Source organism: Synechocystis sp. CACIAM 05 (genome assembly GCF_010222815.1).
Taxonomy (GTDB): Bacteria; Cyanobacteriota; Cyanobacteriia; order Cyanobacteriales; family Microcystaceae; genus Synechocystis.
The window spans coordinates 3,106,993-3,132,986 of the sequence record NZ_CP019225.1; the positions used below are offsets into that span (position 1 = coordinate 3,106,993).

24 protein-coding genes, 2 tRNA genes and 1 pseudogene are annotated in these 25,994 nt (G+C 47.5%); 11 read left to right on the forward strand and 16 right to left on the reverse strand.

Features of this window, described 5'->3' with window-relative positions; all coding sequences use genetic code 11:
- Positions 1-16 precede the first annotated feature (16 nt).
- The 7 genes from uppS to BWK47_RS17295 form a co-directional block, all read right to left on the reverse strand.
- Positions 17-766 carry a polyprenyl diphosphate synthase gene (gene uppS, locus BWK47_RS14660; RefSeq protein WP_010874053.1) on the reverse strand — a complete coding sequence of 250 codons (750 nt, stop codon included), beginning with the start codon at positions 764-766 and terminating at the stop codon, positions 17-19.
- Positions 763-1,674: a diadenylate cyclase CdaA gene (gene cdaA / locus BWK47_RS14665; RefSeq protein ID WP_162329217.1), complete on the reverse strand. Its 912-nt coding sequence runs from the start codon at positions 1,672-1,674 to the stop codon at positions 763-765. The genes uppS and cdaA overlap by 4 nt, the downstream gene beginning before the upstream one ends.
- A 42-nt stretch (positions 1,675-1,716) precedes the next feature.
- Positions 1,717-3,126, reverse strand: a complete 1,410-nt coding sequence (lysA, locus tag BWK47_RS14670; RefSeq protein WP_162329218.1) for a diaminopimelate decarboxylase — start codon at positions 3,124-3,126, stop codon at positions 1,717-1,719.
- 168 nt (positions 3,127-3,294) lie between these two features.
- Complete coding sequence (locus tag BWK47_RS14675; RefSeq protein ID WP_162329219.1) at positions 3,295-4,719, reverse strand: GTP-binding protein; 1,425 nt, start codon at positions 4,717-4,719, stop codon at positions 3,295-3,297.
- A 1-nt stretch (position 4,720) separates the two neighbouring features.
- Entirely contained in the window at positions 4,721-6,475 is a 1,755-nt protein-coding gene (gene argS, locus BWK47_RS14680) for an arginine--tRNA ligase (protein ID WP_162329220.1), read from the reverse strand.
- A 197-nt stretch (positions 6,476-6,672) separates the two neighbouring features.
- Positions 6,673-7,629: a glycosyltransferase GtrB gene (gene gtrB, locus BWK47_RS14685; protein ID WP_010874058.1), complete on the reverse strand. Its 957-nt coding sequence runs from the start codon at positions 7,627-7,629 to the stop codon at positions 6,673-6,675.
- Between the two features lie 72 nt (positions 7,630-7,701).
- Positions 7,702-7,830, reverse strand: coding sequence for a hypothetical protein (locus BWK47_RS17295; protein ID WP_257793029.1), 129 nt, complete (start codon positions 7,828-7,830; stop codon positions 7,702-7,704).
- Between BWK47_RS17295 and BWK47_RS14690 the strand changes: the two genes are divergently transcribed.
- From BWK47_RS14690 to trpB, 3 genes are all read left to right on the forward strand, one after another.
- Positions 7,831-8,541 carry a glutamine amidotransferase-related protein gene (locus BWK47_RS14690; protein ID WP_162329221.1) on the forward strand — a complete coding sequence of 237 codons (711 nt, stop codon included), beginning with the start codon at positions 7,831-7,833 and terminating at the stop codon, positions 8,539-8,541. It begins immediately after the preceding gene.
- Between the two features lie 79 nt (positions 8,542-8,620).
- Positions 8,621-9,217, forward strand: coding sequence for an ATP-dependent Clp endopeptidase proteolytic subunit ClpP (gene clpP / locus BWK47_RS14695; RefSeq protein ID WP_162329222.1), 597 nt, complete (start codon positions 8,621-8,623; stop codon positions 9,215-9,217).
- Between the two features lie 120 nt (positions 9,218-9,337).
- On the forward strand, positions 9,338-10,576 hold the full coding sequence (gene trpB / locus BWK47_RS14700; protein ID WP_162329223.1) for a tryptophan synthase subunit beta: 1,239 nt from the start codon (positions 9,338-9,340) through the stop codon (positions 10,574-10,576).
- Between the two features lie 70 nt (positions 10,577-10,646).
- On the opposite strand, the gene BWK47_RS14705 is transcribed toward trpB, so the two are convergent.
- Complete coding sequence (locus BWK47_RS14705; RefSeq protein ID WP_162329224.1) at positions 10,647-13,493, reverse strand: CHAT domain-containing tetratricopeptide repeat protein; 2,847 nt, start codon at positions 13,491-13,493, stop codon at positions 10,647-10,649.
- A gap of 428 nt (positions 13,494-13,921) precedes the next feature.
- Here BWK47_RS14705 and BWK47_RS14710 point away from each other — a divergent pair, with 428 nt between their 5' ends.
- Complete coding sequence (locus BWK47_RS14710) at positions 13,922-14,722, forward strand: ABC transporter ATP-binding protein (RefSeq protein ID WP_162329225.1); 801 nt, start codon at positions 13,922-13,924, stop codon at positions 14,720-14,722.
- A 23-nt stretch (positions 14,723-14,745) separates the two neighbouring features.
- Here BWK47_RS14710 and BWK47_RS14715 read toward each other — a convergent pair whose 3' ends face one another.
- Together BWK47_RS14715 and BWK47_RS14720 are read right to left on the reverse strand one after the other, a co-directional pair.
- Complete coding sequence (locus tag BWK47_RS14715; RefSeq protein WP_010874064.1) at positions 14,746-15,198, reverse strand: TM2 domain-containing protein; 453 nt, start codon at positions 15,196-15,198, stop codon at positions 14,746-14,748.
- A gap of 26 nt (positions 15,199-15,224) precedes the next feature.
- On the reverse strand, positions 15,225-16,046 hold the full coding sequence (locus BWK47_RS14720) for a DUF3598 family protein (RefSeq protein ID WP_237269673.1): 822 nt from the start codon (positions 16,044-16,046) through the stop codon (positions 15,225-15,227).
- Between the two features lie 182 nt (positions 16,047-16,228).
- Here BWK47_RS14720 and BWK47_RS14725 point away from each other — a divergent pair, with 182 nt between their 5' ends.
- Positions 16,229-17,173, forward strand: a complete 945-nt coding sequence (locus tag BWK47_RS14725; protein WP_162329227.1) for an aldo/keto reductase — start codon at positions 16,229-16,231, stop codon at positions 17,171-17,173.
- 144 nt (positions 17,174-17,317) lie between these two features.
- Here the strand turns inward: BWK47_RS14725 and BWK47_RS14730 are convergent, their stop codons facing one another.
- Complete coding sequence (locus BWK47_RS14730) at positions 17,318-18,499, reverse strand: LptF/LptG family permease (protein ID WP_237269674.1); 1,182 nt, start codon at positions 18,497-18,499, stop codon at positions 17,318-17,320.
- A gap of 43 nt (positions 18,500-18,542) precedes the next feature.
- Complete coding sequence (asnS, locus tag BWK47_RS14735; protein ID WP_162329229.1) at positions 18,543-19,931, reverse strand: asparagine--tRNA ligase; 1,389 nt, start codon at positions 19,929-19,931, stop codon at positions 18,543-18,545.
- Positions 19,932-20,124: 193 nt separating this feature from the next.
- On the opposite strand from asnS, the gene BWK47_RS14740 reads away from it, so the two are divergent.
- Positions 20,125-20,206: transfer RNA gene (locus BWK47_RS14740), tRNA-Tyr, on the forward strand.
- Between the two features lie 8 nt (positions 20,207-20,214).
- A tRNA-Thr gene (locus tag BWK47_RS14745) sits at positions 20,215-20,286 on the forward strand.
- A 202-nt stretch (positions 20,287-20,488) separates the two neighbouring features.
- On the opposite strand, the gene BWK47_RS14750 is transcribed toward BWK47_RS14745, so the two are convergent.
- From BWK47_RS14750 to purE, 4 genes are all read right to left on the reverse strand, one after another.
- Positions 20,489-21,469, reverse strand: coding sequence for a hypothetical protein (locus BWK47_RS14750; RefSeq protein WP_237269675.1), 981 nt, complete (start codon positions 21,467-21,469; stop codon positions 20,489-20,491).
- Positions 21,470-21,687: 218 nt separating this feature from the next.
- On the reverse strand, positions 21,688-22,374 hold the full coding sequence (locus tag BWK47_RS14755; RefSeq protein ID WP_010874070.1) for a potassium channel family protein: 687 nt from the start codon (positions 22,372-22,374) through the stop codon (positions 21,688-21,690).
- A gap of 25 nt (positions 22,375-22,399) precedes the next feature.
- A complete protein-coding gene (gene argF / locus BWK47_RS14760) occupies positions 22,400-23,326 on the reverse strand; it encodes an ornithine carbamoyltransferase (RefSeq protein WP_162329230.1) in 927 nt (308 codons plus the stop codon).
- A gap of 112 nt (positions 23,327-23,438) precedes the next feature.
- Positions 23,439-23,969 (reverse strand): 5-(carboxyamino)imidazole ribonucleotide mutase, encoded by a 531-nt coding sequence (purE, locus tag BWK47_RS14765; RefSeq protein ID WP_162329231.1) that lies wholly within the window; start codon positions 23,967-23,969, stop codon positions 23,439-23,441.
- 100 nt (positions 23,970-24,069) lie between these two features.
- Here purE and BWK47_RS14770 point away from each other — a divergent pair, with 100 nt between their 5' ends.
- The 4 genes and pseudogenes from BWK47_RS14770 to BWK47_RS14785 all read left to right on the forward strand — a co-directional run.
- Positions 24,070-24,435, forward strand: coding sequence for a single-stranded DNA-binding protein (locus BWK47_RS14770; RefSeq protein ID WP_162329232.1), 366 nt, complete (start codon positions 24,070-24,072; stop codon positions 24,433-24,435).
- Positions 24,436-24,522: 87 nt separating this feature from the next.
- Entirely contained in the window at positions 24,523-24,756 is a 234-nt protein-coding gene (locus tag BWK47_RS14775; protein WP_162329233.1) for a hypothetical protein, read from the forward strand.
- Between the two features lie 18 nt (positions 24,757-24,774).
- Entirely contained in the window at positions 24,775-25,653 is an 879-nt protein-coding gene (locus BWK47_RS14780; RefSeq protein WP_162329234.1) for a 4-hydroxybenzoate solanesyltransferase, read from the forward strand.
- Positions 25,654-25,843: 190 nt separating this feature from the next.
- Positions 25,844-25,994 (forward strand): annotated as a pseudogene (locus tag BWK47_RS14785) (photosystem II D2 protein (photosystem q(a) protein)); the annotation flags it as partial.

The window sequence follows — 25,994 nt, forward strand, 5'->3', positions numbered from 1 at the left end:
TTTCTGGGCAGTGAATCTAAACCTTACCAAAGCGACGGTGTCTTTGTTGATAGTCTCGTAGGGCTAAATGGAATGCTTGGCGATCGAAGTCGGGCCAGAGGGTGGAGGTGACGTAAATTTCGGCGTAGGCCATTTGCCAGAGCAAAAAGTTGCTGATTCTCAATTCTCCACTGGTGCGGATAAGCAGGTCGGGATGGGATAAACCTTCGGTATAGAGATATTTTTCCACCACCCCTTCATCAATGGTTTCTGGGTCTAATTTCCCCGATTGTACTTCCCTGGCGATCGCCTGACAGACATGGACAATTTCTTGGCGGCCGCCGTAGTTGGTGGCCACAGTGAAGCGGATTCCCGTATTGTTTTTCGTATCTTCCATGGAGCGGGCAATTTCATCCTGGAGGGAACGGGGCAGGGAAGTCAGATTACCGACAAAACGAATGCGGACGTTTTCCGCCATCATTTCCTTTAATTCCCGCCGTAGCACCCGCTCAAACAGGGTCATCAAAAATTCCACTTCTTCTAGGGGACGGCCCCAATTTTCGGTGGAAAAAGCATAGGCTGTTAGGGCCGCAATGCCCCAATCATCGCAACAACGCAACAAATTTTTTAGGGAGTCCACCCCCCGTTGATGGCCCATAATCCTTGGCATACCCCTTTGTTTTGCCCAGCGGCCATTCCCATCCATGATGACCGCCACATGTTGGGGTAACCGTTGCTGGTCCAAATCCGGCGGTAATGTTTCTAAGATGACAGGTTTAATAGTCATTTTTTGTCGTTTTGGGCAGTTGAGGAAGGCAGCCAAAGCAAACGTCTGAGTATTCCCCAACTTTGGTTACTCAGGCTACGGCTCAGGCGGCTAAGTTGGGGGGTAACGGACTCCCGCTCCGTGGGGGGGGCATATTCAGTTTCTAGCAATTCCTTTAGTTTACTGCTAGTGAGGGGACGGTTGAGATTTCCCCCCTGGGCCAGGGTAATGGAGCCGGTTTCCTCGGAAACGACAATACAAAGACAATTTTCACTTTTTTCGGTAATGCCCATGGCGGCCCGGTGCCTGGTGCCCAACTGGCGGGATGCACTGCGTTCTGAGAGGGGCAAAATAACCCCGGCGGCTACTAAGCGGGAGCCCCTGATAAAAATGGCCCCATCGTGGAGCAAGGTTTTGGGCTGGAAAATGGTTTGTAACAATTCCTTCGACAGCTTACTGTCAATGGCGACTCCCCGATTGAGGAAAATACGGCTGTCTAGAATGCCCTGGGCTTCCATCACCATGAGGGCGCCAATCCGATTTTGGGACAGTTCCTTGACCGCATCGACAATTTCATCAATGGCATCGGTGCTGGGGGGGCTAGAACTACGCCGCCGCAGTAATTCTAAAAATCTCCCCTGGCCAAGCAGTTCTAAAAATCGCCTCAGTTCTGCCTGGAAGATCACTGCCAAGGCCACTGCTGTACCCAAGACAAATTTTTCCAGAACAAATTTCAACAATTCTAAATGCAGGCGATCGCTCACCAATTGGGCCACCATCAGCACCAATAGCCCCCGCATAATCCACAGGATTTGATTTTCGCCAAAGACTCGGCTTAGTAGGTAAAACAAACCGATGACTAAGCCAAGATCGAGGGCGCCATGGAAGAGGGGGAGCAGGGAGGTAAGATCCGGGGGAAAGCCCGACATGGGTAAGGGGAGATGGTCGTTAGGGTGGGGGTAGGGAAAGGTTTAGGACAGTAGACGGTTGGGTAGACAATCCTGGCGCAATAGGTCGGTGTAGGTTTCCCGTTGCAGAATCAGGTTTGCTTGTCCTTGCTTTACTAGTACAGCGGCGGGGCGACCTAAACGGTTGTAGTTGGAAGCCATGCTGTAGTTATAAGCACCAGTGGCGGCTACCACCATAATGTCCCCTGGTTCGGCGGCGGGTAGGGCCACATCCTTAACGAGAATATCGCCGGACTCACAATGTTTCCCGGCCACGGTGACAGTTTCGGTGATTTCGTCGTTCATCCGGTTGGCTAGGGCAACGCGATACACCGATTGGTAGGTGATGGGGCGGGGATTGTCGGACATGCCGCCATCCACGGAAATATAGGTGCGAATATTGGGCACAACTTTACGCCCTCCCACCCGATAGGCCGTTACACAGGCAGACCCCACCAGGGAACGTCCCGGCTCAGCAATCAGTTTGGGGTAGGGGATGTTCTGGCGATCGCAGGCTTGGGCCACGGATAGGGCCGCCGCTTGGGCCCATTCTTCGATACTGGGGGGATCATCACTTTCGATGTAGCAAATCCCTAGGCCGCCACCGATGTTCAGTTCCGTCAGGGGCAAGCCGTAGGTCAAACCTTTGGCAAACCATTGCACCAACACTTCCCCTAAATCTTTGTGGGGTTGACGCTCAAAAATTTGGGAGCCGATGTGGGCATGGAGTCCGAGACAATGGAGTGAGGGTTGTTGGGCAATGTAGGTGAAAACCGCTTCTAGTTGGTTGGGATCAAAGCCAAATTTGCTGTCCAGATGCCCCGTTTTAATATATTCATGGGTGTGGCATTCGATGCCTGGGGTGAGGCGCAACATAATCTTTACCGGTGCCCCTGAGTCGGCCGCTAGTTTGGTCAGGGTTTCCAGTTCCAACCAGTTATCGACAATGATGGTGCAGTTAATGGCGATCGCCTCTTGGAGTTCCTGCACCGATTTGTTATTGCCGTGGAAGTAAATTTTTTCTGCAATCTCAGCTTCGTCCCAGCCTAATTGCTTCAGGGCTGAAACCGTGGTGAATAATTCCCCGCCAGATACGACATCAAATCCCAACCCTTCCTGGGCGGCGATCGCCACTACGGCTAAACAACTCCAGGCTTTGGAAGCGTAGATTACTTGACTGGAACCCGGATAGTGGGTTTGGAAGGATTGGCGATACTGCTGAGCCGCTTGCCGCAGGGTGGTCTCATCCAAAATGTAGAGGGGAGAACCAAACTGTTCCACCAAGGCTGGGACAGAGCAACCACCAATTTCCAGTTCACCGTTTTTATTGATAGCGGCCGTCAAGGGTAAAAGATTTTGGTTGGGGGAGGGGGAGGGCGGGGTTTTTAATAAGGTGCTTCCGGTGGTTGGACAGAGCATTTCAGTGGAGAGCATGGCAGGGGGATTTTTAATACAGATAAAATTTAGTCGGACTGGTCGGACAGCGGAGCTACAACAACCGGGGGCAAAGCAAAACCCTAAAAGTATCAATAACTCTTGTAATATCCCAGTTTATCAATCTTAGGCATGATTGTTTTCCTTCTTTTTTGGCTGCAACTACGGTCAAGGAGAGGGGGACACGATTTTTTCTGGAGTTAATTTTTCCTGCAGTTCTTGCTTAATGCGCGCCATAACGGAATTTTGATCCAAAGAGTTGAGAATATCCCGCACCACTGTCCTTGGCCCCGTTTCTCCCCAGGCGGCCCCATTGGCTAAATAGGTTTTGGTCACTTGACCGATCGCCAAGGTGGACACTCCGGCCACACTAGCTTGGGTGAGGGCAACGGAAATATAGGGGGCCAAGGCCAATCCCCCGGTTAAAGGCACCGTCAAACCCAGTAAACCCTTGAGGGAACTAAGGCCCAACCCCGCCAAAAATTCGCTGGCAGTGATGCCCCCCATACTCACCCCAATTTTTTGCAACAGGGCGATCGCCGCCGTTTGGGTCATGGGCAAACCATACAGCTTGGAAAGGGAAATAATCAGAGCCACATCCACCACTGCTCCGCTGAATAAATCCAGCACGGTCACCGGATTGAGAGCAATGGCCGTCGCCTTGACCATTACTGCTTTTTGGAGAATGGTATTGGCTTGGCTGTCCCGCAAACGCATTTTTTGTTGCACTAATTTATCATTCAGATTATCAGCACAAAGTAAAGTATTTAAAGCTACTAAAGATTTCCCTTCCCGTTGCAATAAATCAATGATTTTTAAGCGCAAATTATCAACTTTTGCTTCCCCCCGATATTGGTAACGCTCCAATTTTCCGTGGGTATTTTCCCTCAATTCTGTCACCAAGGGACTGGCAGAAACTAAAATAATTTCCTCTGGGGACAATAATTCTTTCACCCGTTCATCGCGAATTTTTTCATAAATTAATTGCTGATCCGTCGTCGGATATTGATCAATTTTATTAAATACTAGCAACATCGGTTTACCCACCGCCCGCAATCGGGACAAGGCTTGGAATTCCACTTGGGACATATCCCCGGCAATGACAAATAAAATTAAATCTACCTGTTGGGCCACGGCGATCGCCAATTGTTCCCGTTCTTGACCCTTTACTTCATCAATGCCCGGTGTATCAATTAATTGTAATTGGGCGTTGCCCCAACCAGAAATGGTAACGGTGGACAATCCGTCAGCTTGGTTCAGTTGCCAGGAAGCAGATTGTTGGGTCTGGGTAACACCATGGACTGGCCCAGTGGTGAAAACTTGCTCACCTAAAAGAGCATTGAGCAGGGAAGATTTCCCCCTTCCCACTAAACCAAAAGCCGCAATTTGAACTAATCCCTGGTGGAGGTTTTCCAGCATGGCACAGAGATGGTTGATTTCCTGCTCTAGTCCCTGTTTTTCCTTAGTACTGAGATCAATTTGTTCAACAATTGCCGTTAAACTAGCCTGGGCTTGCTGATAATTTAAATCTTCTTGAATCGCGCTAATAATATCTAAAGTTTGGTCTAAATCAGTCAAGGAATTATTATTCATGCTACATCCTGTCTAAAACCGGAATGCCCAATAAAGACAGACCCAATTTCAGCGTTCTGGCTGTGAGATCACAGAGCAATAAACGGGAACGACGTTGAGGATCCTTGGCTTTGAGTACCGGACAATTTTCATAAAAGCGGTTAAAAACTTTGCTTAATTCGTAAAGATAATCACAAAGGCGATTGGGTAATAAACTAATTTCTACCGTTTCAATTACGTCAGCAAATTGTAGAAGACTTTTAGCCAAAACTAACTCGGTTGGTTCAGTCAACACAATTTCACCGCTGTCCATCTGAGCAAAATCAATGCCCCCTTCCCGACTAATACTTTGAATGCGGGCGTAGGCATAGAGCATATAGGGAGCTGTATTGCCCTGGAGAGCCAACATTTTGTCAAAACTAAACACATAATCACTGGTGCGATTTTGGCTAAGGTCGGCGTATTTCACTGCCCCAATGCCCACCCGTTGGGCCACTTCCATCTTAAATTCTTCAGTTTCTGATCGTTCTTCTGCTGTTAAACGGGTTTCTAAATCCTGCCTTGCTCGAGTTACGGCTTCCGTTAGCAAATCTTTTAAACGAATGGTGTCCCCCGCCCTAGTTTTTAGTTTTTTGCCATCTTCCCCCTTGACCAAACCAAAAGGTACATGGACTACTTGGGTCGGGTCAGTCAGAATGCCAGCTTTTTCAGCTACCTGGAAAAATTGAGCAAAATGATTAGCTTGCCCCGCATCGGTGACATAGATGATCCTCTCTGCGCCATCAGTGTTTAAGCGATAATTCAATGCGGCCAAGTCCGTGGTGGCATAGTTATAACCCCCGTCGGATTTTTGCACTATTAACGGTAGGCGATCGCCGTCCTTATTAGTAAAGCCATCGAGGAAAACACATTGGGCACCGTTATCTTCCACCAGCAAATCTTTTTCCTGCAATAGTTCCACCACACCGGGCAAAAAGGGATTATAAAATGATTCTCCCCGTTCCTCAATGGTGATATCTAAGCAGTCATAAATCAGTTGAAATTCCCGTCGAGATTGCTCACAAAGTAATTGCCAAGCTTTAATACTTTCCGCATCCCCTGCCTGGAGCGCAACCACCGCTTGACGGGAAGTTTCCCGAAATTGTTCATCTTGGTCAAACCGTTGTTTAGCTTGCTTATAAAAGGTAACTAAATCGCCAATATCTAACGCATCCGCAGTCACCAATGCCTCTGGATAAACCTCTTTTAAATAGGTAATTAACATGCCAAATTGGGTGCCCCAGTCTCCCACGTGGTTGAGGCGCAAAACGTCATAGCCCCGGAATTCCAGTACCCGAGCTAAACAATCCCCAATAATGGTGGACCGGAGATGACCCACATGCATTTCTTTCGCAATATTGGGACTTGAAAAATCTACCACTATCCGTTCTTTGCCTTTAACTAATGACACTCCTAATTGTTGATTTTGCTGAAGTTTAATTAATTGTTCCCCCAGATAATCAGGCAATAACTTGATGTTAATAAAACCTGGCCCAGCAATGGTTAACGGTTCACAAATTTCGCTTAAATTAACTTTATCCACAATCTCCATGGCGATCGCCCGGGGTGGTTGACCCAACTGCTTAGCTAAGGGCAGGGCAATGTTGCATTGAAAATCACCAAATTTAGGATTGGAAGCCGGTACCACTAGGGGAGTGGGTAGGGTAACATCAGATGGAAACTGACCTTCCAGAGCTTGGGCAAAGTGATCATTAAGTTGGGTCAGAATCGATACCATGGACGATGATGTTAGGGGAAGTGAACGTTAAATAATCAAAAACTAAGGGCTGGGCTGGACAATAATGCCCCATGATAAGCCCCGACGTAACCAGTATATTAGATTAGTTGCCCTAAGTGATTTATACAATAGAATTTATCGACTATCAACACTAACTTCCAGGGTAATCAATGGCCATAAAAACGCCATATTTCCGCCTAATTAAGTTTTTCCAATGGCAAATATTCTAGTCCCCAAAGATCACTAACTAAATATAAAGGTCTAGCTTTTACTTCTTCATAAACCCGACCTAAATATTCCCCAATCACGCCTAAACTAATTAACTGCACTCCCCCAAGAAATAAAATAGCCACCATTAGGGAGGCGTAGCCTGGCACATCAACACCAAGGGTTATGGTTTTCAAAATCAAAAAGCTAGCGTAGGCTAAGGATAACAGTGAAATGATTGATCCAAGGTAAGTCCAGACTTTGAGGGGAAGTAAACTAAAAGAAAAAATGCCGTCCAAAGCAAAATTCCAGAGTTTCCAATAGTTCCATTTTGTTTGTCCTTGGAAGCGGGGTTCCCGATCAAATAAAACGAAAGTTTGGCGGTAACCCACCCAGGCAAATAAACCTTTCATAAAGCGAGTTCTTTCCGGTAGTTGCTTAATCGCATTAACCACCTTGCGGTCCATTAAACGAAAATCGCCAGTATTGGGAGGAATTTTAATTTCCGTCATGCGCCCAATCACTTTGTAAAACATTTTGGCGGTGAATTGTTTTACCCACGTTTCCCCCTGCCGTGAACGACGGGTGGCATAGACAATATCATAACCTTCCCGCCATTTATCAACTAACTCATGGATCAACTCCGGTGGATCTTGCAGGTCGGCGTCAATGGGAATAACAGCGTTGCCTTGGGCGTAATCAATGCCAGCGGAAAGGGCAATTTCTTTGCCAAAGTTACGAGACAGATTAACAATCTTAATTTGGCGATTACTTTGATAGCAATCAATTAATTGTTTGAGGGTTTTATCCTTACTACCGTCGTTAACACAAATAATTTCGTAGGTAATTTTGAGGGGAGTCAGCACCTCCAGCAAACGGGCAAATAAATGCTCAAGGTTATCTTCCTCGTTGTACATTGGAATCACAATAGACAGTTCAATGGTCATAGATGTAACTTATTTCCTGTCAATTTAGTCAGTGCATTAACGCCGTTGCCCAATGGAGTGATCTAGTTAAAATCAATGCAGTTGGTTAATGGAACCTACTGTTACCATGCCGATCGCCAGTGGTTTATAAATAATTTCGTTCCTCTGCACTGGCTTGGGTAATTCCGTAGCATTTCCAGAATATTTCCAGAAAATTACCATATGCAAGCTCACTTTTTCCAGCATGTTCCCTTTGAAAACCTTGGTGCCATTGAACGTTGGCTCAGGGCTAAAGGTTACGCCATCAGTCAAACCGCTTTTTTTCAGCCATCTTTTAGCCTTCCTTCTTTGGACGCCATTGACCTGTTGATTGTCCTGGGGGGCCCCATGAGTGTCAACGATGAGGCGCAATATCCCTGGTTGGTGCAGGAAAAGGAATTCATCCGTCAGGCGATCGCCGCTGGGAAACCGATAGTAGGCATTTGCCTGGGGGCCCAACTCATGGCCAATGCCCTAGGGGCAAAAGTTTATCCCAACGCTGTCAAGGAAATTGGCTGGTTTCCCATCATGGGGCAAGAAGGTAAATCACACTCAGGTTCATTCCAGTTTCCCCCCAGCCTTGAAGTTTTCCACTGGCACGGTGAAACCTTTGATTTACCCCCAGGGGCAGAGTTAATTGCCTCCAGCCAAGCTTGTCAGCATCAGGCTTTCCAAATCGGGCGATCGGTGATCGGTCTGCAATGCCATTTGGAAACTACCCCCACAGCGGCCCAGGCTTTAGTAGACAATTGTGCTGATGAATTGATCCCTGGCCCCTTTGTGCAGGATGCCACCACTATTTTGGCCGATAACCAAGCTAGATTTGCCACCATGGGCGCAGTTCTAGTTCAATTGCTGGAATATCTACACCATCAAGTTATTACCCCTGTCTAATCCCCTGGCTCCCAATCCCTAGAAGCGGAGAATATGGCACAATCTAGGGAGAATACTACGGTAACAACACCATCTCCCCATGATTCCAACCGTCATTGAAACGTCTGGGCGTGGCGATCGCGCCTTTGATATTTATTCCCGCCTACTCCGGGAGCGGATTGTCTTCCTGGGGCAAGAAGTCCGGGATGAGAACGCCAATTTAGTTGTTGCCCAACTGCTGTTTTTGGAAGCGGAAGATCCGGAAAAAGACATTTATCTTTACATCAATTCCCCCGGAGGCTCGGTGTCGGCGGGACTGGGAATTTTCGACACCATGAACCAGATCCGCCCCGATGTGTGTACCATCTGCATCGGTTTAGCGGCCAGCATGGGGGCCTTTCTCCTTAGTGCCGGAGCCAAGGGTAAGCGCATGAGTTTGCCCAACTCACGCATCATGATTCACCAACCCCTAGGGGGAGCCCAGGGCCAAGCCACGGATATTGAAATTCAAGCCAAAGAGATTCTTTATCTTAAAGCACTACTTAACCAACATTTGGCTAACCACACTGGCAAATCCCTAGAGGAAATCACCGCCGATACGGAACGGGATTTCTTCATGTCGGCCGAGGAATCAAAAGAATACGGCCTGATTGACCAGGTGATTAACCGTCGGCCCTCCGCCAGTGATCCCCTGTAATTGACTGTGAAGATTTGACTTCCATTGTTCGTCAAATAAGCTTACTGGCCTATTAGCCGGGACTAATTCCCCGGCCAATCAACTCCCGTCCATTGCCCCCATTCCCCTTCCTGACCGTCCGTGAACATCACTTCTCCCCTTTCCTCCCCCCGCCACCAATACCCCGATGCCCTGGGGCGTTTTGGTAACTATGGCGGCAAATACGTGCCCGAAACCCTCATGCCGGCTCTGACGGAGTTGGAGGAAGCTTACTATCGCTACCGGGCGGAGAGTTCCTTTCAGGAAGAGTTAGCGGGGTTACTGAAGGACTATGTAGGCCGTTCTTCCCCTCTCTATTTTGCGGAGAGATTAAGTGCCCATTACGCCCGTCCTGACGGTGCCCATCCCTTGATTTACCTCAAGCGGGAAGATCTGAACCATACGGGGGCCCACAAAATTAATAACGCCCTGGGCCAGGTTCTCCTTGCCAAACGCATGGGGAAAAAGCGGATCATTGCCGAAACTGGTGCTGGTCAACACGGGGTGGCAACGGCTACGGTGTGTGCTCGCTTTGGCTTGGAATGCATCATCTACATGGGGGTGCAGGATATGGAGCGGCAAAAGCTGAATGTTTTTCGGATGAATTTGCTGGGGGCCAGGGTGCAACCGGTGACAGCGGGTACAGGAACCCTCAAGGATGCCACTTCTGAAGCAATCCGGGATTGGGTTACCAATGTGGAAACTACCCACTACATCCTCGGCTCTGTGGCCGGCCCCCATCCTTACCCCATGATGGTGCGGGACTTTCACCGGGTTATTGGCCAGGAAACTCGACAACAGGCTTTAGAAAAATGGGGCGGTTTACCGGATGTGTTACTGGCCTGCGTGGGAGGGGGCTCCAACGCCATGGGGCTGTTCTACGATTTCATTGATGAGCCAGCAGTGCGGTTAATTGGTATCGAAGCGGCAGGGGAAAGCATTGTCTCCGGTAAGCATGCGGCCACTTTAACCATGGGTAAACCGGGGGTGTTACATGGGGCCATGAGTTATCTACTCCAAGATACGGAGGGTCAAGTAACGGAAGCCCATTCCATTAGTGCTGGTTTAGATTATCCCGGTGTGGGCCCAGAACATAGCTATCTCAAGGATGCGGGACGGGCAGAATATTACAGTGTCACCGACCAAGAGGCGATCGCCGCTTTGCAGAGATTATCGCAACTGGAAGGAATTATTCCTGCTCTGGAAACTGCCCATGCCTTTGCCTACCTAGAGACCCTCTGCCCGCAACTGAAAAATGGCGAGCGGATTGTGATCAATTGCTCCGGCCGCGGGGATAAAGACGTACAAACGGTGGCCAAATATCTCCAGATGGAAATTTAACTGGCTAAATTTACCTTGAAGTTGAAGGTTAGTTTTTTGATAGATTGGCTTGCCCAGGGAAAAAGAATAATTAATCTGCTTCCCCGATCAGAGTAAAAGCGCCCCAATAATAGGGTTCGGGATACTCTTGCTTGAGTTGGAGCATGGCTTGGCGGAGGGCAGCGGCCTTGCCTAGTCCTCCCTGTTGCCATTGTTGATAAAACTGGGTCATCAGTTTTTCTGTGGAAGCATCATCCACACTCCAGAGGCTAACCAAAATACTTGGTACCCCCGCTGCAATTAGGGAACGGGAAAGGCCGATTACCCCATCGCCGGTGATTTCTCCCTGGCCTGTGTCACAGGCACTAAGGATGGCAATGTCCGCATGGAGGGGATTAGTTTCAAAATGGTCAAAAATTTCCGCCGCCGTGATGCGCCCCGGGGTGCTCAGTAAATCTTCTTTGCTTTGGTCCGGTTCCGCCGTCAGGTAAATGGCGCTTTCCAAACCGTTTTGCTCGTCAAAGCTGGCATGGGTGGCAAAATGCAACACTTCAGCCTGGGGCATTTGGGCCAAGACCGCTGCTTCCCTAGCTTGTTTACCGATTAGGGGTTGCACCCCCAACAGTTGACCAATTTGTTTTGCTTCATTGGCGGCATTGGTTAAATTATCGAGGTTATCGGGATAGGGGTAGGGATTGCCCACCACTAGGGCCGGGGTCAGATTTAATGCCTGCTGTTTGAGCCGTTGTTTTTGTTGGGCCGTTTGGGCTAGTACCTGGATGGAAGGGGCCGTGAGGATGGTGTGTTTCTCAATTAAATACTGACCATTACTGTCCTGGAGAGCGGGAAAGGGAATGCCAAATAAGGCTCCCTGAGGAATAAAAATAATAGGGGCATCAGCATTGCTGGGTAAAAGGTCGGCAATGGGGTCGATCAGAATTTGGTGAAGTTGTTGTAGGGAGGCGCTGGCTTCCTGGGCGGTGCGGCGGGCAATGATATCAGAAGGCGATCGCCTGGTGACGGATTGTCTAGTGGTTTGGAGTAACTGAACAAAATCCACATCTTGCAAATCTTGATTGAAGTCCATCTGGCGGAATTCCATGGTGCCGTTGGGGGGAATGACATAGATGTACAGCTTGATTGGGGAGGCAAGATCCTTGGTGGGAATCAGAGCGTAGGTGACCAGGGTACTTTGGCGATCGCCAGCAATTTTTTTCAGGGCGGCAATGGTGGGTTTTTGGGTGGGGATAAAATTAGCATCTCGGGCAAAACGTTTATTGAGCAGTTCTACTAAGGCCCTGGCCCGGCCCCGTTCAGCAACTTCCAAAGCTACAGCGGGTTCATTTTGGGCAATTAAACTTTCCTGTAAACGAAAATAATTGTACAGATAGGTATCAAAGTAGGAAACTTTTAGTTCATCACTTAAATCTTCGCTGTTAATTGATTCAAATAAATCGATAGCTTGGGTTAAAAATAAGGTAGATTTGTCATATTTTCTTTGATCAAATTCGACGTAACCAATATTGCTGAGAATGGTTGCTTCTAGCCCCACATTTTTAACTGCTCGACTGAGGGACAAAGCCTGTTCGTAGTAATTTAATGCCTGGTCATAATCCTCACGGGCATAGTAAATTGTCCCAATATTATTTAAGGTTAAAGCTTCCCCATCCCGGTCTTTAATTTCCCGACGTAGGACTAACGCTTGTTGATAATAGTCCATGGCTTGACTAAGTTCACCCAAGCCGTCATACACGTAACCAATATTGCTTAAAATTGCTCCTTCCACCAGGCGATCGCCAGTTTCTTGGGATATTTTTAGGGCTTCTTTGTAGTAGGTTAAAGCTTCATCTTTTTCACCAACACTATCATAGAGCAATGCAATATTATTTAGTCGTATCCCTTCCCCAGAGCGATCACCTACCAATCGGGCTAACTCCAAAGCCTGTTGATAATATTCTAGGGCCTGGGCTTTTTGCCCCAATCCATCTAAAACTAAGGCGATGTTACTAATGACTGAACCTTGGAGGGATTGGTCCCCCACCGCCTCCGCAATGATTAAAGATTCGATGTAATATTGCAGAGCCTTATCCTTTTCGCCAAAGCCGTCGTACACCAAAGCAATGTTATTTAAACGCACTGCTTCCCCCTGGCGATCGCCCACTGAACGGGACATGGTTAGGGCTTCTTGGTAATATTCCAGTGCCTTCTCCCTTTCTCCTAAATTGTTATAAGCCAAGCCAATATTGCTGAGGCTAGTGCCGATGGTTTCTAAATCATTGAGGCTTTTTCCTAAGGCTAGAGCTTCAGCATAATATTGCAAAGCTTTTTCACTTTCTCCTAAGTTATCGTAGGCTACCCCCAAGTTATTAATGGTGGTCATTTCTTCGGTTTTGTCGCCAGCTTGACGGATTAAAACCAGAGCCTGTTGATAAAAATCAATGGCTTTTTTTCGATCTGCTAAGGCATTATAAATACTACCAATATTATTTAGGGTAGCTCCCTCTAGGGCCTTATCTTGCAACTGTTGGGCCAAGGGAATCGCTTGTTCATAATAGGCCAGAGCTTGGGATTTTTCGCCAAAGTCAGAATAGATGGTGCCTAAACGATTGAGAGCAAATACTGTTTCCCGATTAACAATGCCTATTTGCCGATAAAATTCCAAACCTTGGGTAAATAATTCGATGGCCTGGAGTAAGGATTCCTTTGAACCTTCATTCATCATGGTCTGGGCTTTAATTAAAGATTGGTGCCCTTGGATTTCGACTAGTTGGTTAGCATTAGGCAAAATAATTTGCAGTTGATATTTGCCTGTTACCCCTGGTTTATTGCCGGTGACCACTATCCCGTACCCTTGGGGGTCGATTTGATTGATTAAAATCCCCGCATTAGTGTCATATAAATCATCATTTTCTGCCAACTTATTACCTTCCCCATCCATCAAGATTAAATAAGGATCAAAATCTTGGCTTTCTAGGTAAATTAAGACGGGCTGATCCGCCGTTAATTTGAGGGGATAAAGGTCAAAAATTACTCCATTGTCCGCACTTAAATCCCCCGCTTCTAACTCTCCGACGGCGCTATCAATAATTTCTACCTGTTCTTGACCATAGGCAGGGCAGGAAAGAAAAAAAAACTAAGAATTAATAGCCAAGGGCAGCGCATGGTGGTTTCTCCAGGCAAAAGTCAGAATTAGTCGAGATCAGCTAGGGGAAGTAATCAAAAACTAATAACTACTAGCTAGTTATTGATAGCCCATTGTTCCTGTTACTGTGCAGTCCCCTATGGAAATTCTAGAACATCAAAGTCGTTATCATGATAGACACAACTAATATCCCTGTTGCCTGCCGTTCGCTCCCCATAGCCTCCATGCTTGATTCAAACCCGTTAGTGATTTACTCCCCGGACAGCAAGGGCGATCGCCAGGATTCCCACCCTAGTGATGCACTACTACGCCTAGAGGGAGTATCAAAAATTTATGGGGTAGGGCCAACGGAGGTCAGGGCCTTGGCCGATGTTAGTTTGGCGATCGAACGGGGGAGTTACTGCGCCATTATGGGGGCTTCCGGATCGGGGAAATCTACCATGATGAATATTATTGGTTGCCTAGACCGTCCTACCCTGGGGCACTATTTTCTTGACGGGGAAGATGTATCCGGTTTGAGTGCCGATCAGTTGGCCAAAATTCGTAACCGCAAAATTGGCTTTGTTTTTCAGCAATTTTACCTGTTGCCCCAGATGAGCGCCCTGGAAAATGTCATGTTGCCAATGATCTATGCGGGCATACCAGCGGAAACTAGGAAAGAAAAGGCCATTGCCGCCTTGGTTAGAGTTGGTCTGAGTCAACGGTTACATAACCGTCCCAATCAATTGTCCGGGGGACAGCAACAACGGGTGGCGATCGCCAGGGCCATTGTCAACGAACCGCTATTGCTACTAGCCGACGAACCCACCGGGGCGTTAGATTCCCACACCACCGAAGAAGTATTAGCTATTTTCGAACAGTTGCACAGCACGGGCATCACCATTGTGGTGGTAACCCACGAAGCCGACGTGGCCAGCCATGGAGAACGAATTATCTCTTTCCAGGATGGGCAAATTCTCCGGGATCAGATGATTAAAACCATTCCCCACGGGATAGAAGAATTTCGTAATAAAGAGTTGGGATAATCTGGACTTCTAGCCCACACTGGCTAAATTGGTCGGTACACCACCGCATAGTCCCCTTCCCTGTTATCCGGCAATAGGAACCCCTTACGACAAAGAACATCAATGGTTTCTTTCACCTTTTGGGGATCTTCGCCAGTGGCCACAATACATTCACTGACTGTCGCGCCGATCGCCTTGGCGGCACAGGTTTTAATAATCAGCACATCCAGCCGTTCTGTGGTGTTAACTGGCGGGGGCGTAACTATCGGAGTAGGAGGGGAGGCTAGGTAATGTTTGTGGTTGTAGATGGCATTGAACTTTCTCTCATCCATGGTGCCAAGGATAATCACATCAATAAACCCCAATATTGTGGGAATACCTGTCCAAGAAAAGATGAGATAGGCTATGCCCGCAAATATATGGCCTAGATAAAATTTATGTAGTCCAAAACTGCCAAACAAAAGGGCAAAAATTAGGGCAACAAAGCGATTTTTCATAGCGGCTGGTGAAAGGAAACCGGCACCTACTGACGATGCTCAACAACAAAAGCGGAATGGGTCCAAGCCCCCCTATTGTCATAGTAACGGATCAGCCTTTGTCGTTCGTTGGGGCGCACCAACCAGCCCACTTCCCCCGAAAAGGGTTGTCCCAATTGCAGGCGATCGGGGGTGCAAGAAGAAGCTCCGTCTGGTAGTAGTAAAACCTTGCTGGGGTTGGGGCCAAGAAAATGAATCTGATCGCCCATCACTTTCCCTTGCATCACTGAAGTTTGTCCTTGCACAGTCACCCGTTGTTCCACGGAATCCCCCGTTTGACTCAGGCTAATTTCCATAGTGCTTAGTTCCGGTTCTCGCCAGTCGGGGTAAGCGGTATAAACCTGGCATTGCCAAGTGCCCAATAGTTGCTCCACCTTTAATGCTGGTCTTTCCTGGGCATCACTCCCCCGGCGAAATTCTCGGATAAACGTCAGGCTAGCTAAGCTTAATCCTTTGTCATACAATTGCACGAATCTCATACGGCGATCGCCATCCACAAAGCCAAATTCCGCCCCAAACTCACTGAAGGGAGCCAACTGCCATGGCCCTTTGGAAAAAGCACCGGTGCCAAAGAAAATGATTTGTCGCCCTAGGGAACGGTAATCCTGGCTATAGTCCTGAGTGGGAGGGTCTTGGTAATCGGGATTATCGTAGCGCCGCAGGCGAAACTTGACTAACTTGTTATCATCCAATCCTTCCAGGGTGAGTATCGAAGGAGTATTGCTCAATATTTCCCCTTGGGGAGATAAGCGGGTAAAACTGCCCTGCCATTCCCCTAAATTTTTGAGAAAGTTTTCCCAGTTAGCCATGGTCATTTGCCCTTGTGATTGGTTCCGCTGTTTTTGAACGATCAATTAAACAATTAAAATCATTCTCCCATTTCCCCATCCTCTCCCCTCTGTGGGCAAGCTTTTCCAGAAATACTGGTTTATCATCGGGGAAAATATGGCTCAGTTTTGCGAGCTAGTTCTAGATTTCTTTCAACCCCCCCATGGAAACTATTCGCCTTGGCCCCAACGGCCCCTCCATTGCTCCCCTTGGTTTGGGTACTTGGTCCTGGGGAGACAGCCTCTTTTGGGCCTACGGTAAGGACTTTGGCCCGGAGGAAGTGCGGGGAGCTTTCCATGCTTCCCTGGAGGCCGGAGTTACCCTAATTGACACCGCTGAAATTTACGGCTTTGGGGAATCAGAGCACCTCATTGGCCGTTTTTGCCGGGAAACAGACCAAAAAGTACAAATTGCCACCAAATACTTTCCCTTGCCATGGCGTTGGCAGCATTCTGACATCACTAAAGCTTTAACGGCCAGTTTAGAAAGGCTACTGACAGATAGCATTGCCCTCTATCAAATCCATTGGCCCTTGGAATTTTGGCTCAAAACACCGGATTTTATGGCTGTGTTAGCTGCCGAGGTCAAAAAGGGTCGTATCCAGGCCGTAGGAGTTAGTAACTATTCCGCTCAGCAAATGGCGATCGCCCACGAATGTTTAGCAGCCCAAGGCATTCCCCTCGCTAGCAATCAAGTTCCCTATTCTTTGCTCAACCGGGAGATTGAAAGCAACGGTATTTTGACCCAGGCCCGCCAGCTCAACGTCACTATTTTGGCCTATAGTCCCCTAGCTCAGGGGCTACTCACCGGCAAATATCGCCCCGAAAATTCTCCCAGTCTCCAGGGTGCCCGCCGTCTTGACCCCCGTTTTAGTACCAAAGGATTGCGAAAATTAGCTCCCTTACTTACCCTCTTGGATACCCTGGCAGATAAACATGACAAAACCCCTGCCCAAATTGCCCTCAATTGGCTCATAGCCCAAGGAAATGTTATTCCCATTCCGGGGGCAAAAAATGCTTCCCAAGCTCAACAGAATGCCGGAGCCTTGGGGTGGCAGTTAAACCCAGAGGAAATTGAACAATTGCGAAGTGCTGCCCAAGGTATTTAACAGGTATTTAAAAATGTATTGGCAAACCAAGTCTTGACCTTTCTTTTTATTCCCTCAACTATTTCTGTTAGACACTAGAAAGTCCTGAAAATTTAACTCAATTCCCCTCAAAACCACTGGCTTAGAAGATTTTTAGAGTAAACTTTAACCCTGGTTAAATTCATATAATAGCCAAATTCCCACTCCCAAACCGACAAAGTTGGGCAACCAAGCCGCCAAAGTAGGGGAAATTAACCCCACAATGCCTAAGCTACCGCTGAAGAATCCCAGTATGTAGTAGGCAAAAATAATCACAATGGTTAAACCAAAGCCCGTGGCCCGACTTATCCTTTGGGGCCTAGCTCCGATCGCCGAACCCACTACCGCAAAGACAATACAAACAAAGGGAAACGCTAATTTTTGTTCCGTCCTAACCTGGAAAAACTGAGTTTTCTTTTTATCGCCAATTAACTTCAAAATTTTGATATAGTCCTGGGCTTCTGCAATGGTCATTTCGTAGGGGTCTCGTCCCTGGCGGGCAAAATCAAAGGCCGATTGGGGTAAAGCAATCTGTTTATTGGTGAAAGGAACCGCCTCTTGATAATCCTCGGTTTCCGTCAAGCGATACACAGTACCATGGAAGAAATCCCAGCGTTTATTGTCATTATTCCAAGTGGCATTATCAGAAAGCACAATATGTTTAAGGTGGTTTTCTGTCCATTGCAACACCGTCAAGTTTTGCATTTCCTTGCCATCAAATTTTTCGGCATAAACTAAACTTTTTAACCGCCGTGCTGTTTGACCATTGTCGAGCTTAATTTCTTCAAATTCAGGGTAAAAAACATCTCGATTTTGCCAAAAGGGATGCTCTTCATCGATGGATTCAATTAGGATACTGGTAGCTCGATAGTTAGCCACAGGCACTACCCATTCAGTCAACACAAAGGCCCAGCCTGTTACCAGCACACTCAGCACCACCGCCGGCAGAATTAGACGGTATAAGCTCACCCCACAACTACGAATGGCGATAATTTCACAATCTCCACTTAGACGACCAAAGGTCATCATGGTAGCTAGCATCACCGCCACCGGCAGGGAATAGGCGAGGAACTCCGGCACTTTGAGCAGTAGTACTTCTGCCGCTTTAGCCACTGGGAGATTCTTTTCAACAATTTTGTTACCTAAATCGGATAAATTACCGATCGCCAGCCCTAAACTGGCCACCACCCCGACGCTAAATAAAAATGGGGGAATCAGTTGCCTGGCCACATAGCGGTCCATGAGGGAAATGCGAGGCAAAGAATGGGGCCACTGCCCCAAGCTGGTCAAGGTTTTAGACAAGAACATCACAGATTTTCAAGCTTTTCAATGACTAAAATTCCTCAAATCTTTAAAATTCTGCATTCATGGGGGTGCGGGGAAAAGGAATCACATCCCGAATATTAGCCATGCCGGTCATGAACTGGACAATGCGCTCAAAGCCCAGACCAAATCCTGCATGGGGTACAGAACCATAACGACGTAGGTCAAGATACCACCATAGATCTTCTTCTGGGACCCCTTGTTCCTGCATTCGTTGAGTTAATATATCTAGTCGTTCTTCCCGTTGGGAACCGCCGATAATCTCACCAATTTTGGGGGCTAAAATGTCCATAGCAGCGACGGTTTTGCCATCATCATTTAAGCGCATATAGAAAGCTTTAATATCTTTAGGATAATCCGTCACAATAGTTGGTCTTTTGAACACGGCTTCTGCTAAATAGCGCTCATGTTCCGACTGTAAATCTACTCCCCAGGCAACGGGATATTCAAATTTCTGATCCGCTTTTTCCAGTAATTTAATTGCTTCGGTGTAGGTCAGCCAGGCAAATTCATTGTTGATAATATTGTCCGCGGTGGTCAAGACCGTGTTGTCAATGCGTTGGTCAAAAAATTCCATATCCTCTGGGCATTTTTCCAGCACAAATTTAAAAATGTACTTCAGAAACTCCTCTGCCCATTGGCAATCGCCTTCTAGGTCACAAAAAGCCATTTCCGGTTCCACCATCCAAAATTCCGCCAGGTGCCGGGACGTATTGGAATTTTCCGCTCGAAACGTGGGGCCAAAGGTGTAAACATTCTGGAACGCTAGGGCCATTACCTCCGCTTCCAGTTGCCCACTCACCGTTAAATAAGCCTGTTTACCAAAAAAATCCTGACTGTAATCAATACTCCCGCCATTCTTGGGCACCTTCTGTAAATCCAATGTGGTGACGTTGAATAAATCCCCCGCCCCTTCACAGTCACTGGCGGTAATGATCGGGGTGTGGACCCAGAGGAAACCCCTTTCCTGAAAAAATTGGTGAATGGCCGTGGCACAGGCATTCCGCACGCGCATCACTGCTCCGATGGTGTTGGTACGGGGTCTGAGATGCCCAATGGTGCGTAAAAATTCAAAGCTGTGGCGTTTTTTCTGGAGGGGATAACTGCTGGGATCTGCTCCCCCCAACAATTCTAACTTAGCTGCCTTTAACTCCACCCGCTGTCCTTTTCCCGGTGAAGGGGTTAATTTTCCCTCAATGACCACCGCCGCTCCGGTTTGCAGTTGGGTCAATAGGCGATCGTAATCCGCTAAACTTCCATCCAGCACCACTTGGAGGTTAGCCAAACTAGAGCCATCATTAACTTCTACAAAACTAAAATCCTTGAGGGTTCGTTTAGTGCGTAACCATCCCTGAACCATTACTTGGTCATCAGCCTGACCGTGGCGGAGAACTTCAATAATGCGGCGTTTGTTCATAAACCCCAAAGAACTAGAGAGAGAGGGACAGTGGGTGCCACTATTAAACCACGGCACCGAGCCAATCCTAGGGTAACCAATCCCGACACAGGAAGCGATTCCCAGCAAACCAGACAAAAATCTGACCAACCTAGAAAAAAAATATTTTGACCATCAACAATAAGGTGTTATGATGGCTAATCGTGAAAGCAATGGGTCGATGCCCGAGTGGTTAATGGGGGCGGACTGTAAATCCGCTGGCTATGCCTACGCTGGTTCAAATCCAGCTCGGCCCATCCCTTTTGCCCTTGTAGCTCAGTGGTAGAGCACACCCTTGGTAAGGGTGAGGTCACGAGTTCAATCCTCGTCAAGGGCTTTCTAAACTCAACTATCAAGTCTGTTCGATGGCTAAACGGCGATCCGGAGTTATTACTGGTGGTTTTCACTGTGGGTTGTCATTATCGTACTGGGGTCTAATAATCAGATGAAATTTCCCCATTCCACTCGGCTTGCCCAAGAGGGAGGGTTTCGATGGAGTAAAATACTCCCATAGTTTTATCGGAACTACAGGTTTAATATTAATTAACTTTGATCATTAAAGTAAAGAAAACTTGTTGGCTATTGTAGTCCGCAAAAGATGGAATATAAACTATTCGTAAATTGACTGGAATATCAAAGTCAGTTTGTAGGAAGGGCAACATAAAAGGAAGCACCGGACTGCCCGATAATTCTTGGAGTTGGGTTGTATGGAGCAATCCAATGGCAGAGCCCATCTGAATGGGACTAGCAAAAATATTTCTTCTTAAACTAAGACCAACGTAGCCCGCTGGATAGCCAAAATCAGAATCTCTAAAAATATTAAACTCTAAACTAACGATGGAATCTTGGACTAGGTGATTGAAAAAACCATAATTAGGATTGATAATTTCAAAATCGTAGGCAGCTCCAACCCCCATAGGAAAATTATTAACATCCGGTTCTGTGTAATCTATATGCCAAGAAAAAGGAGAAAGAGCTAAATATTTGTCAGTTAAATTCCACCAGTTTACAGGAGAGTCAATGATTGTTTCATTATGATCCAAGTCATGGAGAATATTCTGCTCATTCGTCTGCTGATAACCTTGTGAAGCAAGACTTAGTTCTAGATTTGAGTGGGGGCTTTCATTTGATACAACAAGATAATCTTCTTTTATTAATATAGGTGAAATGAAAGAGCTTAATGTTAGGGATGAATTGGAGCTTAATTCAAAATTAGTTTCAAGATGAATGATTTTTTCTTTATATTCTAAATTGCTCGGATCGATTAGAGTATTTTCCTGGATTAACACCGGTTTTGAATGTTGATTAATAGGTAGATTGCTTACAGTCACTGGAATATCTTGATCTGAAGAGTTATTTTCTTCAAGATCTATTTCCTGTGCATGTATTAAGTTATTTGAAAATAACAAAAGAATTAATTGCAGCAAAATAGCTCTTGCTACCATTTTTACGTTAGTAACAAAAAAAATGTTATCCTCCCATTGATTGAAGTTATAGCCAAGAAAAAATAAAATCTTCAAAGCTGCGATTAAATAACTGAAAGTTCACCAGTAAAATGATGATTTCTCGCTAAGTCTTATTACTAAAAATTTACTAATATCGGCGAGATTTTTCCAATTCTTCTAACTCGAAAATAGAAAATTGCATAGGCATCTATAGATTTCATGAGTTTCTAATTTAATTTTTTATTTATTCTCAGTTGAAAGAAATTTGTCATCGCAAAAGCAATACCTAAAAACTAAACTAGGCGGCCGATGTCTTCGTTAGAACCTAGGAGGACTAGAATCATCCCCCGGTGTAATCGTTCCTGAGGAGGGGGGTTAATTTTAAATTTTTCTTCATGGCCCACTGCCAGAACACTGACGCCATGGTTTTTGCGCAGTTGCAGTTCGGCCAGGGTTTTATCGCAAAATTCTTCGGGAACCAGAATTTCTACAATGCTGTTGTTGGGATCCAACTTAAACCGGTCAACGATCGCCGGGGTGGTGAGAGTATAGGCTAAATCTTGGCCGGCTTTGTGCTCGGGAAAAATAATTAAATCAACCCCCAGGCGCTTGAGGATTTTTTCGTGGGTGTCGGAAGAAACCTTAGCTACAACCGATTTCACGCCCCCTTCTTTGAGGTTAAGGCAGGTAATGATACTTTCCTTGAGGTAATTACCAATCGCCACAATCACCGTTTCAATCTCAAAAATGCCGGCCTCCCGTAGGGCCGTGTCATCGGTGGAATCGAGACTAATGGCGTTACCCACCACCCGATCCGCCAACACTTCCGCCACCAGTTTGGGGTCTTGGTCAATGCCCAACACCTCATAGCCATTGACATGGAGAGTTTCGCACACTGCTCTGCCAAACCGACCCAGGCCAATCACCGCAAATTGCCGTTTTTCCTGGCGAATTAAACTGAGAAAATGACTAGTTTTCATTAATTTTCTTCTGAATTGAGCGGCATTAAACTAAACCCAACAGGGCCACCATGAGGGCTTTTTGGGCGTGCATGCGATTTTCCGCCTGGTCCCAGAGTCGGGATTGCGGCCCTTCCATGACAGCGCCAGTAATTTCTTCCCCCCGGTGAGCCGGCAGACAGTGGAGCACAATGGCTTCGGGATCGGCCAAGGCAAGGAGTTCTTGGTTAATCTGATAAGGCTGGAAAATGGGAATGCGACTGTCGGCTAAATCTTCCTGGCCCATGCTGGCCCACACATCGGTGTAGAGGATATGACTTCCCTGGGCGGCGGCTTTGGGATCGTCGGTTAGTTCCACTTTTCCCCCTGGAGCCGCAATTTGTTGGGCTTGTTGAACAATTTCTGCCAAGGGTTCATAGTTCTTCGGGGTAGCCACCCGCACTGTCATTCCCATCATCACACCCCCCAAAATCAAAGAATGGGCCACATTGTTGCCGTCCCCCAGGTAGGTCACTGTTAAGCTCTCCAGTTTGCCAAAACATTCCTTGATGGTTTGTAAATCGGCTAGAATCTGGCAGGGATGCTCCAAGTCGCTCAGGGCATTAATAATGGGCATTTTGGCATGGTCAGCAAAGGTTTGCAGATCTGCCTGTTTGAAGGTCCGCACCGCCAAGATATCAATGTAGCGGTCTAGTACCCTAGCGGTATCCTGAATCGGCTCTCCCCGACCCACTTGGGTCACGCTGGGGTTTAAATCCAATACCTGCCCTCCCAGTTGATACATGGCCGCTGTGAAGGAAACCCTGGTACGGGTGGAGGCCTTGTAAAACAGTAAACCGAGAATTTTCCGACAGTGGGGCTTGAGCACACCGGATTTAAGATCCGCCGCTAACTGCAAGAGTGATTTCATTTCTTCGATGGTCAAATCGGCGATCGCCAATAGATCCCTGCCCGCCAACGCCTTAATGCCCATAGCCGTTATCCCCGATTGTCCAATGTGGTGGTCGAATTAACATCGATCGAATTAAGCCCCATTTTGCCATACTCGGTTAATGGTCTTGGGGGGATGGCAGTGATGTCAGAAATCACTGATTTTGCTGGTCTAGATAGGCCCTGTAGCCCAGTCGCTCCAACTCCGCTTGTTTGTCCAAAACCATGGTTTCTAGACTTTGGCGATATTGCTGTACCTTTTCCAACAGCACGGGATTATGGCTAGCCAGTATTTGCACCGCCAATAACCCCGCATTTTTGGCATTACCGATCGCCACGGTAGCTACAGGTATTCCCCCCGGCATTTGCACAATGGAATAGAGGGAATCCACTCCCTGTAAGGTTTTAGTCTGCACTGGCACACCGATGACTGGTAAAGGGGTCAGGGCCGCCACCATGCCCGGTAAATGGGCCGCTCCCCCAGCCCCGGCAATAATTATCCGCAAGCCCCGCTGATGGGCAGTTTGGGCATACTCCACCATTCTTTCCGGGGTGCGATGGGCAGAGATAATGGCCACCTCCGTTGGTACGGCAAATTCTTCACAGACGGCGATCGCCGCAACCATGGTGGGTAGATCGGAATCACTTCCCATGATGATGCCGACTAAGGGAGAGGGGGAAGTCATGGATTAAATTGAGATGACGAAGATGGAGGTTTGACTTTAAACTGAGGCTAACCGCTAATAGCGTATCGGAAAATCTTCAAGATCCCAAGGAAAGATTTTTATGTCAGTGAACAGTATCCATTTGGTGGGAAGGGCCGGCCGTGACCCTGAAGTTAAATATTTTGAGTCTGGCAATGTGGTTTGTAACTTCACCCTGGCGGTAAATCGACGCACAAGCAAAAAGGATGACCCCCCCGATTGGTTCGACCTAGAAATTTGGGGTAAAACCGCTGAAATAGCCGGCAACTACGTCAAAAAAGGTAGTTTGATTGGTATCCAAGGCTCGCTAAAATTTGACCATTGGGAGGACCGTAACTCCGGTACCCCCCGTTCCAAACCAGTGATTCGGGTCAACAATTTAGATTTACTCGGTTCCAAGCGGGACAACGCCGAAGCTACCATGAATAATTATCCTGACGAGTTCTAGTCATCGACCCCATTAATTCCCTTGGTCAACTGCGGTGATCGCCATTGCTAGCAAAATCTTTGCGTCCCTTACCCATGCCAAAGCCCCATGGAAGTCTTTGACCCCACTCCTCCCCTTTGGGTTGAGGATACTGTTCATGCCAGGGGTTTTTGTTGTCCCCAATGTCAATCCGGCCCCCGTCAGGCCCTCCGAGCTTGGATCAATCGGCGATCGCCAGTGTTGGGGGATGATCAGCGACGCAAATGGCAGGAATTTTATCAATGTGAATGTGGTCAAGGTTGGTGGGCCTGGAGTAGTGATCGCCCCCCTTCCTCCCATTAGTCCTTAACAGTCTTTTTTATGATTGCCCAAACCCCGTCTTCCCAGCCCCTTTGGTTAACAATCATTTATTTGTTGCGCTGGCATAAACCTGCCGGCCGACTGATTTTGATGATTCCTGCGCTGTGGGCAGTGTGTTTGGCCGCAGAAGGTTTACCGCCCTTACCTCTATTGGGTGTCATTGCTTTAGGAACCCTAGCCACCAGTGGTTTGGGCTGTGTAGTCAACGACCTCTGGGACCGGGATATTGATCCCCAGGTAGAGCGCACTAAGCAACGGCCTCTGGCGGCCAGAACTCTTTCTGTACAAGTGGGCATTGGGGTCAGCTTAGTAGCCCTACTGTGTGCGGCGGGGCTAGCTTTTTACCTCACTCCCCTCAGTTTTTGGCTTTGTGTGGCGGCGGTGCCGGTCATTGTTGCTTATCCTGGTGCCAAAAGGGTTTTTCCTGTACCCCAGTTAGTACTCTCCATCGCTTGGGGTTTTGCTGTGCTGATTAGTTGGAGTGCCGTCACAGGGGATTTGACCACTGCCACCTGGGTACTGTGGGGGGCCACTGTGTCTTGGACTCTAGCTTTTGACACTGTCTATGCCATGGCGGATCGGGAGGATGACCGCCGCATTGGGGTTAATTCTAGTGCTCTATTTTTCGGTCAGTATGTTGGGGAAGCCGTGGGGATATTTTTTGCCCTCACCATTGGCTGTCTATTTTATTTGGGCATGATTCTAATGCTCAATCCCCTCTATTGGCTCAGCTTGGCGATCGCCATTGTGGGCTGGGTGATCCAATACATTCAACTCAGTGCCCCCACACCAGAACCGAAATTGTACGGGCAAATTTTTGGGCAAAACGTCATCATTGGCTTTGTGTTACTAGCTGGAATGTTGCTGGGCTGGCTATGACCTGGGACCAGACTCCAACCCCTTTTCCACTGGCAGATTCCTCAAATTTGCTTTACAATGGCGAACATTAAGAAAAATTAAGATTTTCCGATTCTTTCTCATTTTTGCTCCCAACAAGGGAGAAAGCCATGGGTTGGCGATCGGGAGAGAAAATTTTCCTTCGTAATTATTATTTTGGAGATTTTGCGCCATGACCATTGCAGTCGGACGCGCCCCAGTCGAAAGAGGATGGTTTGATGTCCTCGACGATTGGCTAAAGCGTGATCGTTTCGTATTTATCGGTTGGTCTGGTTTGCTCCTCTTCCCCTGCGCCTTCATGGCCCTGGGGGGATGGTTAACCG

Bases quoted from the DNA above. Each gene is read 5' to 3' on its own strand.
- BWK47_RS14770 (WP_162329232.1), top strand. From the start codon at position 24,070: ATGTCAGTGAACAGTATCCATTTGGTGGGAAGGGCCGGCCGTGACCCT.
- clpP (WP_162329222.1), top strand. From the start codon at position 8,621: ATGATTCCAACCGTCATTGAAACGTCTGGGCGTGGCGATCGCGCCTTT.
- gtrB (WP_010874058.1), bottom strand. From the start codon at position 7,629: ATGACCATTGAACTGTCTATTGTGATTCCAATGTACAACGAGGAAGAT.
- asnS (WP_162329229.1), bottom strand. From the start codon at position 19,931: ATGAACAAACGCCGCATTATTGAAGTTCTCCGCCACGGTCAGGCTGAT.
- BWK47_RS14775 (WP_162329233.1), top strand. From the start codon at position 24,523: ATGGAAGTCTTTGACCCCACTCCTCCCCTTTGGGTTGAGGATACTGTT.
- argS (WP_162329220.1), bottom strand. From the start codon at position 6,475: ATGGTATCGATTCTGACCCAACTTAATGATCACTTTGCCCAAGCTCTG.
- BWK47_RS14675 (WP_162329219.1), bottom strand. From the start codon at position 4,719: ATGAATAATAATTCCTTGACTGATTTAGACCAAACTTTAGATATTATT.
- BWK47_RS14720 (WP_237269673.1), bottom strand. From the start codon at position 16,046: ATGGCTAACTGGGAAAACTTTCTCAAAAATTTAGGGGAATGGCAGGGC.
- argF (WP_162329230.1), bottom strand. From the start codon at position 23,326: ATGGGCATTAAGGCGTTGGCGGGCAGGGATCTATTGGCGATCGCCGAT.
- BWK47_RS14755 (WP_010874070.1), bottom strand. From the start codon at position 22,374: ATGAAAACTAGTCATTTTCTCAGTTTAATTCGCCAGGAAAAACGGCAA.
- BWK47_RS14715 (WP_010874064.1), bottom strand. From the start codon at position 15,198: ATGAAAAATCGCTTTGTTGCCCTAATTTTTGCCCTTTTGTTTGGCAGT.
- BWK47_RS14710 (WP_162329225.1), top strand. From the start codon at position 13,922: ATGCTTGATTCAAACCCGTTAGTGATTTACTCCCCGGACAGCAAGGGC.
- lysA (WP_162329218.1), bottom strand. From the start codon at position 3,126: ATGCTCTCCACTGAAATGCTCTGTCCAACCACCGGAAGCACCTTATTA.
- BWK47_RS14780 (WP_162329234.1), top strand. From the start codon at position 24,775: ATGATTGCCCAAACCCCGTCTTCCCAGCCCCTTTGGTTAACAATCATT.
- BWK47_RS14730 (WP_237269674.1), bottom strand. From the start codon at position 18,499: ATGTTCTTGTCTAAAACCTTGACCAGCTTGGGGCAGTGGCCCCATTCT.
- cdaA (WP_162329217.1), bottom strand. From the start codon at position 1,674: ATGTCGGGCTTTCCCCCGGATCTTACCTCCCTGCTCCCCCTCTTCCAT.
- BWK47_RS14705 (WP_162329224.1), bottom strand. From the start codon at position 13,493: ATGGATGGGGAAGGTAATAAGTTGGCAGAAAATGATGATTTATATGAC.
- BWK47_RS14725 (WP_162329227.1), top strand. From the start codon at position 16,229: ATGGAAACTATTCGCCTTGGCCCCAACGGCCCCTCCATTGCTCCCCTT.
- purE (WP_162329231.1), bottom strand. From the start codon at position 23,969: ATGACTTCCCCCTCTCCCTTAGTCGGCATCATCATGGGAAGTGATTCC.
- BWK47_RS17295 (WP_257793029.1), bottom strand. From the start codon at position 7,830: ATGGTAATTTTCTGGAAATATTCTGGAAATGCTACGGAATTACCCAAG.
- BWK47_RS14690 (WP_162329221.1), top strand. From the start codon at position 7,831: ATGCAAGCTCACTTTTTCCAGCATGTTCCCTTTGAAAACCTTGGTGCC.
- uppS (WP_010874053.1), bottom strand. From the start codon at position 766: ATGACTATTAAACCTGTCATCTTAGAAACATTACCGCCGGATTTGGAC.